The organism is Saccharothrix sp. NRRL B-16348, assembly GCF_001280085.1.
GTDB lineage: Bacteria > Actinomycetota > Actinomycetes > Mycobacteriales > Pseudonocardiaceae > Actinosynnema.
The window spans coordinates 446,252-460,537 of record NZ_LGED01000001.1 but is presented as its reverse complement, the minus strand read 5'-3'; the positions used below and the strand labels follow the sequence as shown (position 1 = coordinate 460,537).

Here is a 14,286-nt window from a genome sequence, read left to right as displayed (position 1 = left end):
CGTGTCACGTTCCTTCCGCGTCGCGGGTCGTAGCAGTGGACCCATCAGACGATGTTCGGAGGAACAATGACATCCATCCTGGTCACCGGCGGTACCGGCACCCTCGGACGCCTGCTCGTGCCGCTGCTGGACGGGCACCGGGTGCGCGTGCTCAGCAGGCGCGGCCACGGGCCGGTCGACGGCGTGGAGCACGTGACCGGCGACCTGCTCACCGGAGAAGGCGTCGAGGCCGCGGTCGACGGCGCCGAGATCGTCCTGCACCTGGCGGGCGGTCCGAAGGGTGACGCCGAGGCGACCGATCGGCTGGTGCGCGCGGCGACCCGTGCGGGCGGCGTGCGGCACATCGTCCACATCTCGGCGATCGGCGCGGACCGCGTGCCGCTGGCGTGGTTCAGGGCGAAGCTCGGCGCGGAACGCGCGGTGGCCGACTCGGGCCTGCCGTGGACGATCCTGCGTGCCGCCCAGTTCCACGACCTGGTCCTGACCGTGGTCGGGAAGATGGCGAAGCTGCCGGTCGTCCCGATCCCCGGCGGTCTGCGGTTCGAACCGGTCGACGCCCGTGACGTGGCCGAACGCCTGGCGGAGCTGACGCTCGGCGCACCGGCGGGCCTGGTGCCCGACCTGGCCGGCCCGACCGTCTACGGGCTGCGCGACCTGGTCCGCGGCTACCTGGCGGCACACGACAAGCGCCGCCCGACGCTGCCCGTCCGGATGCCCGGCAAAGCCGGCCGCGCCTACCGCGCCGGCGAGAACCTGTCGGGCGACGGCGCTACGAAGGGCATGCGGACCTGGGAGGACTTCCTGGCCGAACGCGTGCCGGCGACCCGATGACCCGGCCAGTCCGCCACCGAGCCCGGTTCACACCACCGGTCGCGCGGCAGCCTGGCACCACCGATCACCTGTAGCGCGTCGGCCCGTGCGGTGACCCGGGCCGTGGCCCTGGATGGGCGGCAAGGAACGCCACGACGGCTCCCGGCACAGCTTCGAGCACGGCGTCCGCGTCGTCCGGGATACCGCTCCCGGCGAACCCGGGCAGCCAGGACGTCCGGAAGCCCGACGCGCCCCAACAGCGCACGTGCCACCGGGTCGTTCAAGCCCGGTGGGTGCCCGACGCCTGGAACGCGGTCAGCGAGGTGAGCCGGAGGAGCGGACGGCGCGCAGGACCGGGGTCGGGGCGTCCTTGACGTCCACGACCCGCATGCGGCGGATGGAGCCGGCGTCCACCGGCAGCAGCAGGGTGGTGACGCGGCGGACGACCACCGCGGTCAGGATCGCCACGGCGGCGGCCAGCAGGTCCGCGACCGCGTGGAACAGGACGCCGTCCGCCATGGCCTGCACGCTGGAGCGGAATCCCCACACCACGGTGAACGCGACGAACACGCCCGTGAACGCCCACAGCCCCCACCACCAGCGGATCAGCTTGGACGGCGCCGGGCGGTTCGTGGCCGGCTCGCGCAGGGCGGCGTGCTCCAGCTCGGCCAGCACGGAACCCGGCACCACCAGGTTCACGCCCGGGACGACCAGGCCGAGCAGCACCTCCCGGTCCGACCTCGACGGGCCGTAGCCCGCCTCCGCGGCGGCGGCGTTGCGGGCACGGCGCAGCCACAGCAGGGTGAAGACCAGGGCGAGCGCGGACGCCACGATCGTCACCACCGACGACGCCACGACCATGGCGTCCGACACGCCCACCGTGGTCTCCGACATCGCGCCGTACCGGCTGAGCAGCAACAACACGTAACGCCAGATCTCGCTGCCCGCCGCCCACACCGCCGTCAGCGCGGCCAGGCCGAGGGCGTGGGACGCCGTGCGCGCCAGCCGCTGCGCCTGGTCGACGGTGTCGGCGGGCCGGTCGTCGTCGGTGGCCACGGACGTGGGCCAGCGCCACGCCAGCAGCGGGAAACCCCAGCGCGGCGGGACCGGGTAGGACGGCGGGCCGGTGTAGCCGCGGCGCGGCGCGCCCTGGCGACGGTGCGGGTAGGCGCCGGGTGGCGGGCTCGCCACCCAGTCCACGCGCAGCGGTCGCAGCGCCATGTCAGATGACCTCGGGCTCCGCGCCGTCGATCTCACCGACCAGCGGACGACCGGACGCGGCCCACACCTGCATGCCGCCGTCGACGTTCGTCGCGTCCCAGCCGTTGGCGTTCAGGTACTGCGTGACCCGCGCGGAACGGCCGCCGGCGCGGCACACGACGTAGAACTCGGAGTCGCCCGGCAGCGCGTCGAGCCTGCCCGCCAACTCGCTCATCGGGATGTGCAGGGCGCCCGGGGCGTGGCCCGCCGCCCACTCGTCGGCCTCGCGCACGTCGAGCAGGACCTTGCCCGCCGGCAGTTCCGCCGGCACCTCGGACACTTCAACGCTGGGAACGGTCACGGGTCCATGCTGCCACGGCGGCTATAAACCGGGGATAAGGAGCACGCCGGCCGCCTTCCCCGAAAGGATGACGGCCGGCGTGGTTCCCAGCGGACGGGCGACTAGTGGGCGGTCGCCTTCTCGGCGCCGACGCCGGTGAGGGCGCGCACCTCCATCTCCGCGTACTTCTCCTTGTTGTTCTCCTTCGACAGCACCGTCCCGAGGAAGCCCAGCAGGAACGACAGCGGGATCGACACGAGGCCGGGGTTGTCGAGGGGGAACCAGTGGAAGTCGACGCCCTGCAGCATCGACGCGCTCTTGCCCGTCGTCGGGTTGACCGGCTTGCCGGACACCACCGGCGAGAACACGATCAGCAGCACGGTGATGCCGAGGCCGCCGTAGATGCTCCAGAGGGCGCCCGCGGTGTTGAAGCGCTTCCAGAACAGCGAGTACAGGATGGTCGGCAGGTTCGCCGAGGCGGCCACCGCGAACGCGAGCGCCACCAGGAAGGCGATGTTCTGGCCGTTGGCCAGGATGCCGCCGAGGATCGCGACGACGCCGATCACCACGGCGGTGCGCCGGGCGACCTTGACCTCGGCTTCCTTGTCCTCCAGCTGGCCCTTCTTGATGATGTTCGCGTAGATGTCGTGCGCGAACGACGCCGACGCGGTGATCGTCAGACCGGCGACCACGGCGAGGATCGTGGCGAACGCGACCGCGGCGATCAGGCCGAGCAGGACCGGGCCGCCGAGAGCTTCGGCGAGCAGCGGAGCCGCCGAGTTCACGCCACCGGGCGCCTTGGTGATCTTGTCGGAGCCGACGAGGGCCGCCGCGCCGTAGCCGAGCACCAGGGTGAGCAGGTAGAAGATGCCGATCAGCCAGATCGCCCACACCACGGAACGACGGGCTTCCTTCGCGGTCGGGACCGTGTAGAAGCGCATCAGGATGTGCGGCAGGCCGGCCGTGCCGAGCACCAGCGCCAGCGCGAGCGAGATGAAGTCGAGCTTGCTCGTCTCCGTCTTGCCGTACTGCAGGCCGGGGCCGAGGAGCTTGTCCGACACCGAGCCGAGCAGGGTCGACAGGTTGAAGCCGTACTTGCCCATCACCCAGATGGTCATCACGCCGGCGCCCGCGATGAGCAGGACGGCCTTGATGATCTGGACCCAGGTGGTGCCCTTCATGCCGCCGATGAGCACGTAGGCGATCATCAGCGCGCCGACCACGGCGATGACGACGGCCTGGCCGCCCTTGCCGGTGATGCCGAGCAGGAGCGCGACGAGACCGCCGGCGCCCGCCATCTGGGCCAGCAGGTAGAAGAACGACACGGCCATCGTCGAGGTGGCCGCCGCCGCGCGGACGGGGCGCTGCCGCATCCGGAACGCCAGCACGTCGCCCATCGTGAACTTGCCGGTGTTCCGCAGCAGCTCCGCGACCAGCAGCAGGGCGATGAGCCACGCCACCAGGAAGCCGATGGAGTACAGGAAGCCGTCGTAGCCGTTGACCGCGATGGCGCCCGCGATGCCGAGGAACGACGCGGCGGACAGGTAGTCGCCCGCGATCGCGATGCCGTTCTGGGGGCCGGTGAAGGCACGGCCCGCGGCGAGGTAGTCGGCGGCCGTCTTGGTGTTGCGGCTGGCCCGGATGACGACGACCAGGGTTGCCGCGACGAAGATGCCGAAGATGCCGATGTTGAGCAGGGCGTTGCCGTTCACGCTTGACCCCCTTCGAGCTCGTTGCGGAGCTTCTCCGCCTTGGGGTCGAGGTTCTTGTTCGCGTGGCGCACGTACAGCGTCGTGATGACGAACGTCGACACGAACTGCAGCAGCCCGAGGATCAGGCCGACGTTGATGTTGCCGAAGACCTTCGTCGACATGAACCCGTGGGCGTAGTCGGCGAGCAGGACGTACAGCAGGTACCAGGCCAGGAAGAGACCGGCCATGGGGAAGACGAAACTGCGCAGCCGCCGGCGTAGCTCGCGGAAGTCGGGGCTGTTCTGCACATCCACCCAGTTGTGGTTGCCCTGGGCGTCGGGGGTGTGCTGCTGCTCAGAGGTGCTCACGGTCCCCTCCTCGCGTACTTGACGACGGTGTGAACGGCACGTAAGTCCTCCTGGTGCGTTCCTGATACGCCGTGCACCGTAGGGAGACCTGGCTCACGCCTGAAAGACCTTTTGTGTGACCTTGCGCTCAACAGTCGAGTGATGCGATGAGCGGTAGTAACTCTGAGACGAACTGCCACTCGGGTGATCGAAGTCACCGATAACCGGATCGGTGTCTTTATCTTCACCCGATTGAGACCTATCTCCACTCTCAGCGACAGGCCACCAAGCGGCCGAGGACGCCGCAGGTCATCAGGGGACTGCTCATGCGACAGGCCTCACCCGAAGGCCTAACCCACGCCCGCGAGCTCAAACGCCACTGTGAGGCGTTTCACACCGATTCAGGCCGGCGACGGCCCGTCGTGGTCGCGGTCCGCCGCACGCGCCTTCTCGTCCGACGTGCCGATCTGCAACTCCCGGTCACGCATGAACCCCAGCGGATCCGGCGCGTGGAACCGCAGCAGGATCTGGTTCACGTCGTCGGGCCTGCGGCGCGCGGTCAGTTTGCTGATCATCACCATGGTCAGGAACGCCACCGGCACGGTCACCAGGGCCGGCTGCGACAGCACCGACGGCGCCCACCGCCCGGTGTACGAGCTGACCACCGTCACCACCTGCGAGCCGATCACCAGCCCGCCGCCGACCAGGAGGCCGGCCATCGCGCCGACCCACGTGAGCCCACGCCACCAGATGCCCAACAACAACAACGGGCAGAACGTGGACGCCGCCAACGCGAACGACATCGCCACCGTCAACGACGCGTCCGACCGGGGCAGCAGCAGCGCCAACCCGATCGCCACCGCGCCGGTCAGCACCGTCGCCCACCGGAAGTCGCGCACCTTCCCCGGCAGGATGTCCGTCGACACCACCCCGGCCACCGACACGAGCAGCCCCGACGACGTGGACAGGAACGCCGCGAACGCGCCCGCCGCCACGATCGCGCCCAGCACCTGGCCGAGCAGGTTCGGCTGCATGGTGTGCGGCAGCAGCAGCACCGCCGCGTCCGTCTTGCCCGTCACGAGCAGCTGCGGCAGGTACTGGCGCGAGATCACGCCCAGCACGGTCGGGAACAGGTAGAACAAGCCCAGCAGGTACAGCACGTGCAACGCCGTGCGCCGCGCCGCCCGCCCGTCCGGGTTCGTGTAGAACCGCACCAGCACGTGCGGCAGCCCCATCGTGCCGAGGAACGTCGCGAAGATCAGCGAGTACGTCTCGAACAGCCCCGAAAGGCCCTCGGTCTGGGGTCGCAGCCAGTCGTGGTTCGACGTCGGCGACCCCTCGACCACCGGCACCGGCGACCCCGCGACGAACGTCAGCTTCGTCTCCGCGCCCACCTCGTACAGGCCGGGCCGCCAGTACGCCGGGCCGTCGGCGGGCGCGCCGTTCACCAGACCGGTCGCGGACAGCTCCATCGCCACGTCGACGCGCACCCGCACCGGGTCGACCGTGGTCACCTCGACGTCCTCGGGGAACCGCAGCACGCCCGACGAGTCCACCGGCTGCGCCCCGTTGCCCGGACCGGCCAGGAACAACGTGAACAGCACGAACGTCGGCGCGGCGATCGCGAACAGCTTGCCCCAGTACTGGAACGCCTGCACCAGCGTGATCGCGCGCATCCCGCCGCCGAGGACGTTCACCACCACGATCACGGTCACCACCGCGCCGCCGAGCCACGCGGGCAGGCCGGTGATCGTGTTCAACGTCAGCCCGGCCGACTGCAGTTGCGGCACCAGGTACAGCACGCCGATGCAGATCACGAAGAAGGTGCAGAACTTCCGCAGGTTCGACGGGCCGAGCCGCGCCTCGGCGAAGTCCGGCAGCGTGTACGCGCCCGACCGCCGCAGGGGCGCGGCCACGAACAGCATCATCGCCAGGTAGCCCGCGGTGAAGCCGATCGGGTACCACAGCGCGTCGATGCCGTCCTTGAGCACCAGCCCCGCCACGCCCAGGAACGACGCCGCGGACAGGTACTCGCCGGAGATCGCGGCGGCGTTGCGGGTGGCCGGGATGGCGCGGCGGGCCACCAGGAAGTCCGGTGTCGTGTTCGCCCGGCGGGAACCCACGTAGCCCAACGAGAACGTCAGCAACGCCATCACGCCGACGAGCACGAGGCTCCACGGGTTGTCGATCACCGGTCCACCGAACTCACGAAGTCGTGCTCGTGCCGCTCGGCGAGTCTTCGGTACGCGTAGCCCACGCCGTAGCAGAGCGGGAACGGCAGCAGCCCCAGGAGCAGCCACGGCAGCCGCACGCCGACCAGCTCGACCTCGGCCAGCGACGGCAGCAGGTAGAACACCAGCGGCAGCGTCGCCAGCAGCAGCAACGTGCCGCCGCCGAGCGCCAGGCCCGTGCGGAGCTGGGTCCGGATCAGGTCGCGGATCAGCTTCTCGCCGACGCTGGTCTGCTCCTCCAGCTCGATGATCGTGCGCAGCACCCGCCCACGCCCGCGCGGATCCGCCAGCACCACGCGGCGCCGGCGGTTCTTGCGCGCGGAGACCGACAGCCAGGCGTCGCGCTCGGCCGGCTGCGGCTGGTCCGGTTGCCCGGGTGGGCCGGAGTGCTTGGTCATCCCCAACTGCTCTTGGGGGGACGCACGATCCTCTCCTTCAGCTCACGCGTGTGCCGCCGGCTGACCGGCAGCTCCTTGGCGCCCTCGCCGGAGCCGATCACCACCGCGTACCCGTTCGACGTCATCCGCAGCTCGGTCACCAGCGGCAGCGCCACCAGGAACGACCGGTGGATGCGGACGAACCCGGCGTTCTCCCAGCGCTCTTCCAGCTGCGCCAACGGGATCCGCACCAGGTGGCTCGCGCCGTCGTTGGTGTGCAGGCGCGCGTAGTCGCCCTGCGCCTCGACGTAGCGGACGGTGGCCCGTGGCACGAGCTTGATGGTGCCACCCAGCTCGACCGGGATCACCTCGTCGTCCTGGGGTTCCGCCGCGGCGGGCTCCGGCGTGACCGCCGGTGTCGCGGCGACCCGGTCGACGACGCGCGAGATCGCCTTGTTGATCCGGTCGGAGTTGATCGGCTTGGTCACGAAGTCCAGCGCGCCCACCTCGAACGCCACGACGGCCTCCGAGTGCTCGACACCCGTGACGAACACCAACGCCGGTGGCTGCCGGAACGCGCCGAGCACGCGCGCGAGGTCCGTGCCGCTCAGCCCCGGCATGTTGATGTCGGCGAACACGGCGTCGACCGGCGGTAGCCCTGCCCTGGTGCGGTCCATCACCTCGACTTCGTAGTCACCCCGGAGGATGCGCAGTGCCTCGGCCGCGTCGAAGGCCGTGAGCACGCGTCGAATGTGCGGGCTGCTTTCGAGCAGGAACTTGATCTCGCTCAGACCGGGTGCCTCGTCGTCCACCGCCAGAACGAGGAGGCCGGTGTTGTCCTGGGTACTCACTGTGCCGCGCATCTTGCCGACCCGGCGGGGTCGCTGTCTACGCCGGTTGCCGGACGGCCGCGAGGCCGTGACCTCACAACCCGAATCGCGACCAGCGCGCCCGCTCTTCCAGCGCCGCCAACCCCTCCACCAAGAAGTCGCCCGATCGGGTGGTCGCGCCGGCCAGTCCGAGGCGGGCGAGAAGGGGGCGGCGCGGCTCGGCGATGGCGATCTCCGCGTCCGGGTAGCGCTTGGCCACGACGCCGCGCAGCGTGCCGAGGCCGTCGACCAGGCCCAGCTCGACCGCCTTCGCGCCCGTCCACACCTCGCCGTTGAACAGCTCGTCGTCGGAGGCCGTGAGCTTCGCGCCGCGGCGCTCCTTGACCCAGTCGGCGAACTGCTCGTGCAGCTGCGCCTGCAGGCCCTTGAGCCACTCGACGTCCTCGGGCTTCTCCGGGCTGAACGGGTCCAGGCGCACCTTGGCCTCGCCCGCGGTGTGCACGCGCCGCTCGACGCCGTAGCGCTCGATCAGGCCGTTGAGCCCGAAACCCGCGCTGACCACGCCGATCGAGCCGACCAGGGACGTGCCGTGGGCGTAGATCTCGTCGCCCGCGCAGGCCAGCCAGTAGCCGCCGGAGGCCGCCAGGTCCTCGCAGAACGCCAGGACGGGCACCTTCTTCTTGGCCGCCAGCTCGCGGATGCGCTCGGCGACCAGCGCGGACTGCGTCGGCGCGCCGCCCGGCGAGTTGATCAGCAGGGCGACCGCGACCAGCCGGTCGTGCTCGAACGCGCGGGTCAGCGCGCTCTCCACGGTCTGCATGCTGATGGTGTTGCGGGCCATCGGCGTCGGCGTCGGGGTGATGACGCCGTGCAGCCGGACGGCGGCCACCACGGGTCCGCGCTCGGTCCGCTCGCTCACGATCCTCGGCAGCCTGGCCGCGATCTTGTCCGTCACGCTCATGCTCCGACCTTACGTGTGAACGGAGGTGACGTGACACGGCTAACATCGACCGGTGACGTTCAACCCGTTCCGGTGGCTCGAACGCTACGTCGAGTGGTGGGACGACCGGGGCCGCAAGAATGCGGACGGTCCCACCGCCATGCACGTCTACTGGATGTGGATCACGTGGAGCGTGTGCGCGGTCATGATGGTGACGGTCCTGGCGGTCGCCGCCGCGTGAGCGCGAGCCGACGTGAGCCGATCAGGCGCGCACGGCGGGCTGCTCGGTGGTGTCCTCCAGCCGCGGCGGCACCAGCGGCAGGTTCGTCTGCACGCCCGGCCGGTACTTCGGGATCTTCAGGATGATCTTCATGCCGGCTTCCGGCGCGGTCTCCACGACCAGCGCGTAGTCGTCGCCGAACACGGCCCGCATCCGGTGGTTGATGTTGCCCAGGCCGACGTGCGCGCCGGTCTGGTGCGCGTCCTTGAGGTCGTCGAAGAGGCGGTCCGGGTCCATGCCGACGCCGTCGTCCTCGACCGAGATCAACGCCTCCGCGCCGTTGTCCTCGGCGATGATCGTCAGCTCGCCGCCGCCGGGCTTCTTCGCCAGGCCGTGCCGGACGGCGTTCTCCACCAACGGCTGCAGCACCAGGAACGGCAGCACGACCTGGAGCACCTCGGGCGCGATCTTGAGCCGCACGTTCAGCCTCGACCCGTACCGCGCCTGCTCGATGGTCAGGTAGCGGTGGATGTTGGTCAGCTCGTCGGCCAGCGTGGTGAAGAAGCCGTCGGTGCGGAACGAGTAGCGGGTGAACTCGGCGAACTCCTGCAGCAGCTCCCGCGCGTGCGACGGGTCCGTGCGGATGAGCGACGAGATCGTGTTGAGCGCGTTGTAGACGAAGTGCGGCGAGATCTGCGCCCGCAGCGCCCGGACCTCGGCCTGAGCCAACGCCTGCCGGGACTTCTGCAGCACTTCCAGCTCCAACTGCGTGGAGACGAACCGCGCGGTCTCCTCCGCCATCCGGATCTGCCGCTTGTTCGCCACCCCGCTGACCACGATCAGCGTGCCGGCGACGTCGCCCTCCACCACCAGCGGCACGATCACGGCGCTGTGCAGCGAGCACGGGCCGGGCAGCTCGCACTCCAGCTTGCGGTGCTCGACGTGCTCCTTGTGGCCCTCGCCGATGGCGCGTTCGATGTAGGCGCGCAGGAACTCGTAGTGGTCGTTGGCGCCGCCGTCCCACGACAGCAGCGTGCCCTCGTGGTCGGTGATGCCGACCGCGACGCACCGCAGCATCTCCCGCAGGTGCGGGGTCGCCTTGTTGGCCGCGTCCTCGGTCAAGCCCTCGCGCAGGTCGGCCGACGCCTTGGACATGCGGTGCAGCATGTCCATCACGGCGTCCTCGACCGACGTGCTGACGCGGCGGGCACGGCACAGCATCACGAAGAGGCCGAGAACGGCCAGGGTCGCGATGAGTCCGAGCACAGCGCGCTCGGTCAGGAGGTCCCGCACGGCGTCCATGCTGTGCCGTGGGGGCGTTATAGGCAAGGGGATAGCCGGTGCGAGACGTGCCCATCCGATGAATTGCGGGCAACCGTGGCAGAGTGCTTACCCAATCGGGTGATCACCGCCTATCACGATCACGGAGCGTGGGGGCGACCCGATCACTCGGGCCGCGCCCCGGCCTCGGCGCTCACCCCGCGTCAGCGCCGACCGTGCTCGCCCGGATCAGCCCGTCGTCGTGGTCGTCGTAGTCGTCGTGGTCTCGGTCGGCTTGTCCGAGCCCTTGCACTTCAGGCTCTTCACCAGGTCCGCGAGCTCGGGGTGGTCGAGCAGGTCCAGTTGCTTCAGCACGCGGCAGATCACCTCGGAGACCTGGTCCTGCTGCAACCGGGGCGGTTCCGCGGCCTCCGGCGAAGCGACCGAGACGGCGATGGTCGAACCGGCGAACGTGGCCAGTCCCATCGTGGCGCCGATCAGCGCGGCGGCGATGCGCTGGTTCATGACTCCTCCAAGCGGGTCGGTCGGACCCGGGAGGAGTTCCCCCGACGGAGCGGCTCAGCCGACGAACGGGCCAAGCCACTCGTCCGAGTGACCTACTTGAGCAGCCGTGACATCCGCCGGTCGGCCAGCGGTTTACCGCCCGTCTGGCACGTCGGGCAGTACTGGAAAGCCTTGTCCGCGAACGAGACCTCGCGCACCGTGTCACCGCACACGGGGCACGGCAGACCGGTCCGCGCGTGCACCCGCAACCCGGACCGCTTCTCACCCTTCAGTGTCGCCGCGGACTGGCCGACCGACCGCGCCACGGCGTCGGTCAGCACGCCGACCAACGCCTCGTGCAGCCGGTCCAACGCCTCCGCGGGCAGCTTCCCCGCCGTCGCGTACGGCGACAGCCGGGCCGTGTGCATGATCTCGTCGGAGTAGGCGTTGCCGACGCCCGCCAGCACCGTCTGGTCGGTCAACGCGGTCTTCAGCCGCTCCGTGCGCCCGGCGAACAGGTCTTCGAGCTGCGTGCGCGTGACCGACAGCGCGTCCGGACCGAGCCGCGCGATGCCCGGCACGTCCGCCGGGTCGTTCACGACCCACGCGGCCAGGCCCTTCTTGGTGCCCGCCTCGGTCAGGTCGAACCCGGGCCCTTCGCCCGGCGGGCCGAGGTGCAGGCGCAGCGCCAGCGGGCCGCGGCCGGGCTTGGGCGGCGCCGCCGACAGGTGCTCCGACCAGCGCAGCCACCCGGCGCGCGCCAGGTGCACCACCAGGTGCAGGCCGGCGCAGTCGAGGTCCAGGTGCTTGCCGAACCGGCCCGCGCCGGTCACCTCGCGGCCCTGGAGCTCGGTCCACGGCGGCGTGAACGTCTTCAACACCTGCAACGACGCGACGTCCACCCGGTGCACGCGCCGTCCGACGGCGTGCTCGCGGAGGTGGTGGGCGAGCGCCTCGACCTCGGGGAGTTCCGGCACCCGACCAGTGTCACCCGCGAACGGCGATCAGTCGACCGGTTGCAGCGGGCCGTCCAGGTCGGGCAGCGAGTACATCTCGATCTTGCGGGCCACGTTGGAGACCTCGTTGCGCACGGTCAGGAAGCCGCGCACCGAGCCGACCCACCGCTCCGGCGGCAGCTCCTCGGTCTTCTTCGACTCCGCCGCCACCAGCCACGGCCGCCGCACCGCCCAGCGCACCGGGAAGAACAGGAACACCAGGGCCAGGGCCACGAGGAGCCACGCGGGCACGACGACCTCCGCCGGCGTCCACGCCACCAGCACCACCGCCATGCCGATGACGATCGCCAGCATCAGCACGCCGGGGCCGTGGCCGCCGTTCACGTCGTGCTCGAAGTCCTCGTCGGTCGACGGGTTGCGCCACTCGATCTGGCTGCGCACCGTCCACATCCGGCCGTCAGCTCCGCGCACCAGCCGCGTCATCACCGTCTCCTCAAGACGTCGAGCGATCACTCAGCGTTCTCCACGCTACCGGCAAAGTGTTGCACCTCGCGGGTGAAACCGGGTCGGTCACGAGGGGGCGAGGCCGGTCGTGGTCGGGTGCAGCGTCACGGTCGTCGGCGTGACCGAGGGGGTCGGCGTGGTGACCGACTTGGCCGGTTCGGTGCTGGTCGCCGCGGTGGTCGTGGTGATCAGGAGCACCGAGCGCGAGTCGGACGTGGTGACCGGCGTCGACGTCGTGGTCGGGTCCAGGTCGCGCGGTTCGGCGGGACCGGTCGAGCCGGTGGTCCCCACCTGCGGCGGGACGGTGGTGGACGTCGACGGCGCCGGCGACGGACGACCCGCCTGCGTCGACTTCGTGTGCACGACCTGCCGCGCGTCGGTGGGCGTCGGCGACGTCTCGCTGGTCGCCGTGCCGGTCACCGTGGTGGTCGCCTCGGTCGAGCACAGGGCCAGCACGTTCTCGCCGGGCGCGCCGTCCGGGCCGGACTGGACCAGCGCCGGGCCGGGCGCGCCGGTGAACGTGCCCGCCACCACCCCGAACAGGCCGACGGCCGCCGCGGTGGCCGCCAGCGCCAGCTTCACCCGCCCGGTGAGCCACGCGGCCTTGCCCACCACGGCCGGGCCCACCACCGCCGGACCGAGCACCGCGGGCCCCAGCAGGGCGGTCGCGGCCACCGGCACGGCGATGCTCGCCGCGTGCGCCCGCAACGTCGAGCACACCTCGACCAGCTCGGCGTGCAGCGCGTTGCAGGAGGAGCAGGTCTGGAGGTGCTTGCGGATGCGCCGGTGCTCGGTGCCCTGCGCGCCGCCCGCCGTGTAGGCGCCGAGCTTCGCGACCACGGAGCTGCACGCGCGCGGCCCGGTGTCCTCGGCCAGGTGCGCCTGGAGGTACGCCGCCCGCAGCCCCTCGCGGGCGCGGCGGGCCAGCGCCGCCATCGCGTTCGGGCTCAGGCCGAAGTGGGGCGCGACCGCCGCCGGCCGCTCGCCCTCCACCTCGACCTGCCACAGCACCGTGCGCCACCGCTCGGGCAGGCTCGTGAACGCGCGGGAGATCAGCGCGTGCTCCGGCCGGTTCGCGGTGACGTCCGGGAACGGCTCGACCCGCAGGCTCAGCTCCTCGTCCTCCACCGGCACGTCCCGCCGTCGCCCGCTCCACTCCCACGCCACCCGGCGCGCGACGGTCAGCAGGTAGGTGCGGACGTGCTCGGTGGGGCCGTTGCCCCGGCGGATCGCCTGGAGCACGCGGAAGAACGCCTCGGCGGTCAGGTCGTCGGCCTCGGCGTGTTCACGCACGTGCCGGAGGGCGAACCGACGAACGGCGTCGGCGTGACGGGTGAACAGCTCGCCGAACGCGCCGTCGTCGCCCGCCCTGACCCTGGCGAGCAGTTCCCGGTCGAAATCGGCATCTCCGGCCATCCCGCCCCGGCACCTCCCGCCCCGCCTGTGGTCCAGTGGTCAAGATGCCACAGTCGGCTGGTCTCGGCCCGAAGTGATAGCGAGCCGATACCGAACACCCGACGGACGACGCCGACCGTTCGGCCTAATCAGAGCACCTGCGCACCCCATCAAGGGCGCTCGCGGTCGGTGACGGCGCGGTCACGGGTGGGCGTCAGCTGGTGGCCGACCGCGCTGCGGACCGCCCGGCGACGAGTACTCTCCTGCCGCGTGGTCGATTGGCGCACAAGGGCTTCCGCCCTCCTCCCCGAGCTGAGCGCCGTTGTCGAGCGCGAGTCCTGGTCCTGTCACGTGTTCCTGTCCGAGTTGTGGCAACTCGCGCTGGAGGCGCACCGCGACGGCGACCGCGAGGTGCTCGGCCGGGTGTACGGCTTCGCGCACTGGTGCTTCCGGCAGCCCGAGCGGTTCCTGTCCGACGCGTCCGTGGTCAGTTTCTACGAGCACGTGTTCGACGAGTGGGAGCTGCGCGACGAGGTGGCGCCGTGGCTGCCCGCCGAGGTCGTCGACCGGGTCAGACCCCTGTGGGAGTGGCGCTGGTCGAAGGAGCGGTTGACCGAGGTAGACCAGCTGCTGGCGCAGTCGGGACCCCCCGTCGAAACCCGGTTCGAACATGGTCTATAG

The 14,286-nt window shown here is 71.0% G+C and carries 16 protein-coding genes; 3 read left to right on the top strand and 13 right to left on the bottom strand.

The genetic code is table 11. The features are described from left to right. The first annotated feature begins 66 nt into the window (after positions 1 to 66). Entirely contained in the window at positions 67 to 831 is a 765-nt protein-coding gene (locus ADK67_RS02260) for an SDR family oxidoreductase (RefSeq protein WP_053714631.1), read from the top strand. A gap of 294 nt (positions 832 to 1,125) precedes the next feature. On the opposite strand, the gene ADK67_RS02255 is transcribed toward ADK67_RS02260, so the two are convergent. The 8 genes from ADK67_RS02255 to ADK67_RS02220 all read right to left on the bottom strand — a co-directional run bounded on the left by ADK67_RS02255 (position 1,126) and on the right by ADK67_RS02220 (position 8,787). Beyond that, positions 1,126 to 2,031 (bottom strand): DUF4328 domain-containing protein, encoded by a 906-nt coding sequence (locus ADK67_RS02255; protein WP_053714630.1) that lies wholly within the window; start codon positions 2,029 to 2,031, stop codon positions 1,126 to 1,128. Position 2,032: 1 nt separating this feature from the next. Continuing rightward, entirely contained in the window at positions 2,033 to 2,371 is a 339-nt protein-coding gene (locus ADK67_RS02250; RefSeq protein ID WP_053714629.1) for a rhodanese-like domain-containing protein, read from the bottom strand. Between the two features lie 101 nt (positions 2,372 to 2,472). After that, positions 2,473 to 4,062: a solute symporter family protein gene (locus ADK67_RS02245; RefSeq protein WP_053714628.1), complete on the bottom strand. Its 1,590-nt coding sequence runs from the start codon at positions 4,060 to 4,062 to the stop codon at positions 2,473 to 2,475. Next, positions 4,059 to 4,409 (bottom strand): DUF485 domain-containing protein, encoded by a 351-nt coding sequence (locus ADK67_RS02240; protein WP_082403136.1) that lies wholly within the window; start codon positions 4,407 to 4,409, stop codon positions 4,059 to 4,061. The genes ADK67_RS02245 and ADK67_RS02240 overlap by 4 nt, the downstream gene beginning before the upstream one ends. 380 nt (positions 4,410 to 4,789) lie before the next feature. Then, a complete protein-coding gene (locus ADK67_RS02235) occupies positions 4,790 to 6,541 on the bottom strand; it encodes a sodium/solute symporter (protein ID WP_053714699.1) in 1,752 nt (583 codons plus the stop codon). Positions 6,542 to 6,576: 35 nt separating this feature from the next. Continuing rightward, positions 6,577 to 7,017, bottom strand: coding sequence for a hypothetical protein (locus tag ADK67_RS02230; protein ID WP_082403135.1), 441 nt, complete (start codon positions 7,015 to 7,017; stop codon positions 6,577 to 6,579). Beyond that, on the bottom strand, positions 7,014 to 7,859 hold the full coding sequence (locus tag ADK67_RS02225) for a LytR/AlgR family response regulator transcription factor (protein WP_053714627.1): 846 nt from the start codon (positions 7,857 to 7,859) through the stop codon (positions 7,014 to 7,016). The genes ADK67_RS02230 and ADK67_RS02225 overlap by 4 nt, the downstream gene beginning before the upstream one ends. 61 nt (positions 7,860 to 7,920) lie before the next feature. Beyond that, the gene (locus ADK67_RS02220; protein ID WP_053714626.1) at positions 7,921 to 8,787 is read right to left on the bottom strand and encodes a S49 family peptidase; all 867 of its coding nucleotides are present in this window, start codon (positions 8,785 to 8,787) and stop codon (positions 7,921 to 7,923) included. 52 nt (positions 8,788 to 8,839) lie between these two features. Here ADK67_RS02220 and ADK67_RS52045 point away from each other — a divergent pair, with 52 nt between their 5' ends. Then, positions 8,840 to 9,007 carry a hypothetical protein gene (locus ADK67_RS52045; RefSeq protein ID WP_197289226.1) on the top strand — a complete coding sequence of 56 codons (168 nt, stop codon included), beginning with the start codon at positions 8,840 to 8,842 and terminating at the stop codon, positions 9,005 to 9,007. A gap of 21 nt (positions 9,008 to 9,028) precedes the next feature. Here ADK67_RS52045 and ADK67_RS02215 read toward each other — a convergent pair whose 3' ends face one another. The 5 genes from ADK67_RS02215 to ADK67_RS02195 form a co-directional block, all read right to left on the bottom strand. Beyond that, complete coding sequence (locus ADK67_RS02215; protein ID WP_053714625.1) at positions 9,029 to 10,288, bottom strand: histidine kinase; 1,260 nt, start codon at positions 10,286 to 10,288, stop codon at positions 9,029 to 9,031. Positions 10,289 to 10,495: 207 nt separating this feature from the next. Further along, a complete protein-coding gene (locus ADK67_RS02210; RefSeq protein WP_053714624.1) occupies positions 10,496 to 10,771 on the bottom strand; it encodes a hypothetical protein in 276 nt (91 codons plus the stop codon). 92 nt (positions 10,772 to 10,863) lie between these two features. Then, positions 10,864 to 11,727, bottom strand: coding sequence for an Fpg/Nei family DNA glycosylase (locus ADK67_RS02205; protein WP_053714623.1), 864 nt, complete (start codon positions 11,725 to 11,727; stop codon positions 10,864 to 10,866). Between the two features lie 27 nt (positions 11,728 to 11,754). Then, on the bottom strand, positions 11,755 to 12,189 hold the full coding sequence (locus ADK67_RS02200; RefSeq protein ID WP_053714622.1) for a hypothetical protein: 435 nt from the start codon (positions 12,187 to 12,189) through the stop codon (positions 11,755 to 11,757). An 87-nt stretch (positions 12,190 to 12,276) separates the two neighbouring features. Beyond that, positions 12,277 to 13,626: a sigma-70 family RNA polymerase sigma factor gene (locus ADK67_RS02195; RefSeq protein WP_053714621.1), complete on the bottom strand. Its 1,350-nt coding sequence runs from the start codon at positions 13,624 to 13,626 to the stop codon at positions 12,277 to 12,279. Between the two features lie 249 nt (positions 13,627 to 13,875). Between ADK67_RS02195 and ADK67_RS02190 the strand changes: the two genes are divergently transcribed. After that, positions 13,876 to 14,286 (top strand): DUF7674 family protein, encoded by a 411-nt coding sequence (locus tag ADK67_RS02190; RefSeq protein ID WP_053714620.1) that lies wholly within the window; start codon positions 13,876 to 13,878, stop codon positions 14,284 to 14,286.

Excerpts from the sequence above, each read along its gene's own strand:
- ADK67_RS02215 (WP_053714625.1), bottom strand. The coding sequence starts at position 10,288 with ATGGACGCCGTGCGGGACCTCCTGACCGAGCGCGCTGTGCTCGGACTC.
- ADK67_RS02210 (WP_053714624.1), bottom strand. The coding sequence starts at position 10,771 with ATGAACCAGCGCATCGCCGCCGCGCTGATCGGCGCCACGATGGGACTG.
- ADK67_RS02235 (WP_053714699.1), bottom strand. The coding sequence starts at position 6,541 with ATGGCGTTGCTGACGTTCTCGTTGGGCTACGTGGGTTCCCGCCGGGCG.
- ADK67_RS02220 (WP_053714626.1), bottom strand. The coding sequence starts at position 8,787 with ATGAGCGTGACGGACAAGATCGCGGCCAGGCTGCCGAGGATCGTGAGC.
- ADK67_RS02225 (WP_053714627.1), bottom strand. The coding sequence starts at position 7,859 with ATGCGCGGCACAGTGAGTACCCAGGACAACACCGGCCTCCTCGTTCTG.
- ADK67_RS02230 (WP_082403135.1), bottom strand. The coding sequence starts at position 7,017 with ATGACCAAGCACTCCGGCCCACCCGGGCAACCGGACCAGCCGCAGCCG.
- ADK67_RS02195 (WP_053714621.1), bottom strand. The coding sequence starts at position 13,626 with ATGGCCGGAGATGCCGATTTCGACCGGGAACTGCTCGCCAGGGTCAGG.
- ADK67_RS02200 (WP_053714622.1), bottom strand. The coding sequence starts at position 12,189 with ATGACGCGGCTGGTGCGCGGAGCTGACGGCCGGATGTGGACGGTGCGC.
- ADK67_RS02260 (WP_053714631.1), top strand. The coding sequence starts at position 67 with ATGACATCCATCCTGGTCACCGGCGGTACCGGCACCCTCGGACGCCTG.
- ADK67_RS02255 (WP_053714630.1), bottom strand. The coding sequence starts at position 2,031 with ATGGCGCTGCGACCGCTGCGCGTGGACTGGGTGGCGAGCCCGCCACCC.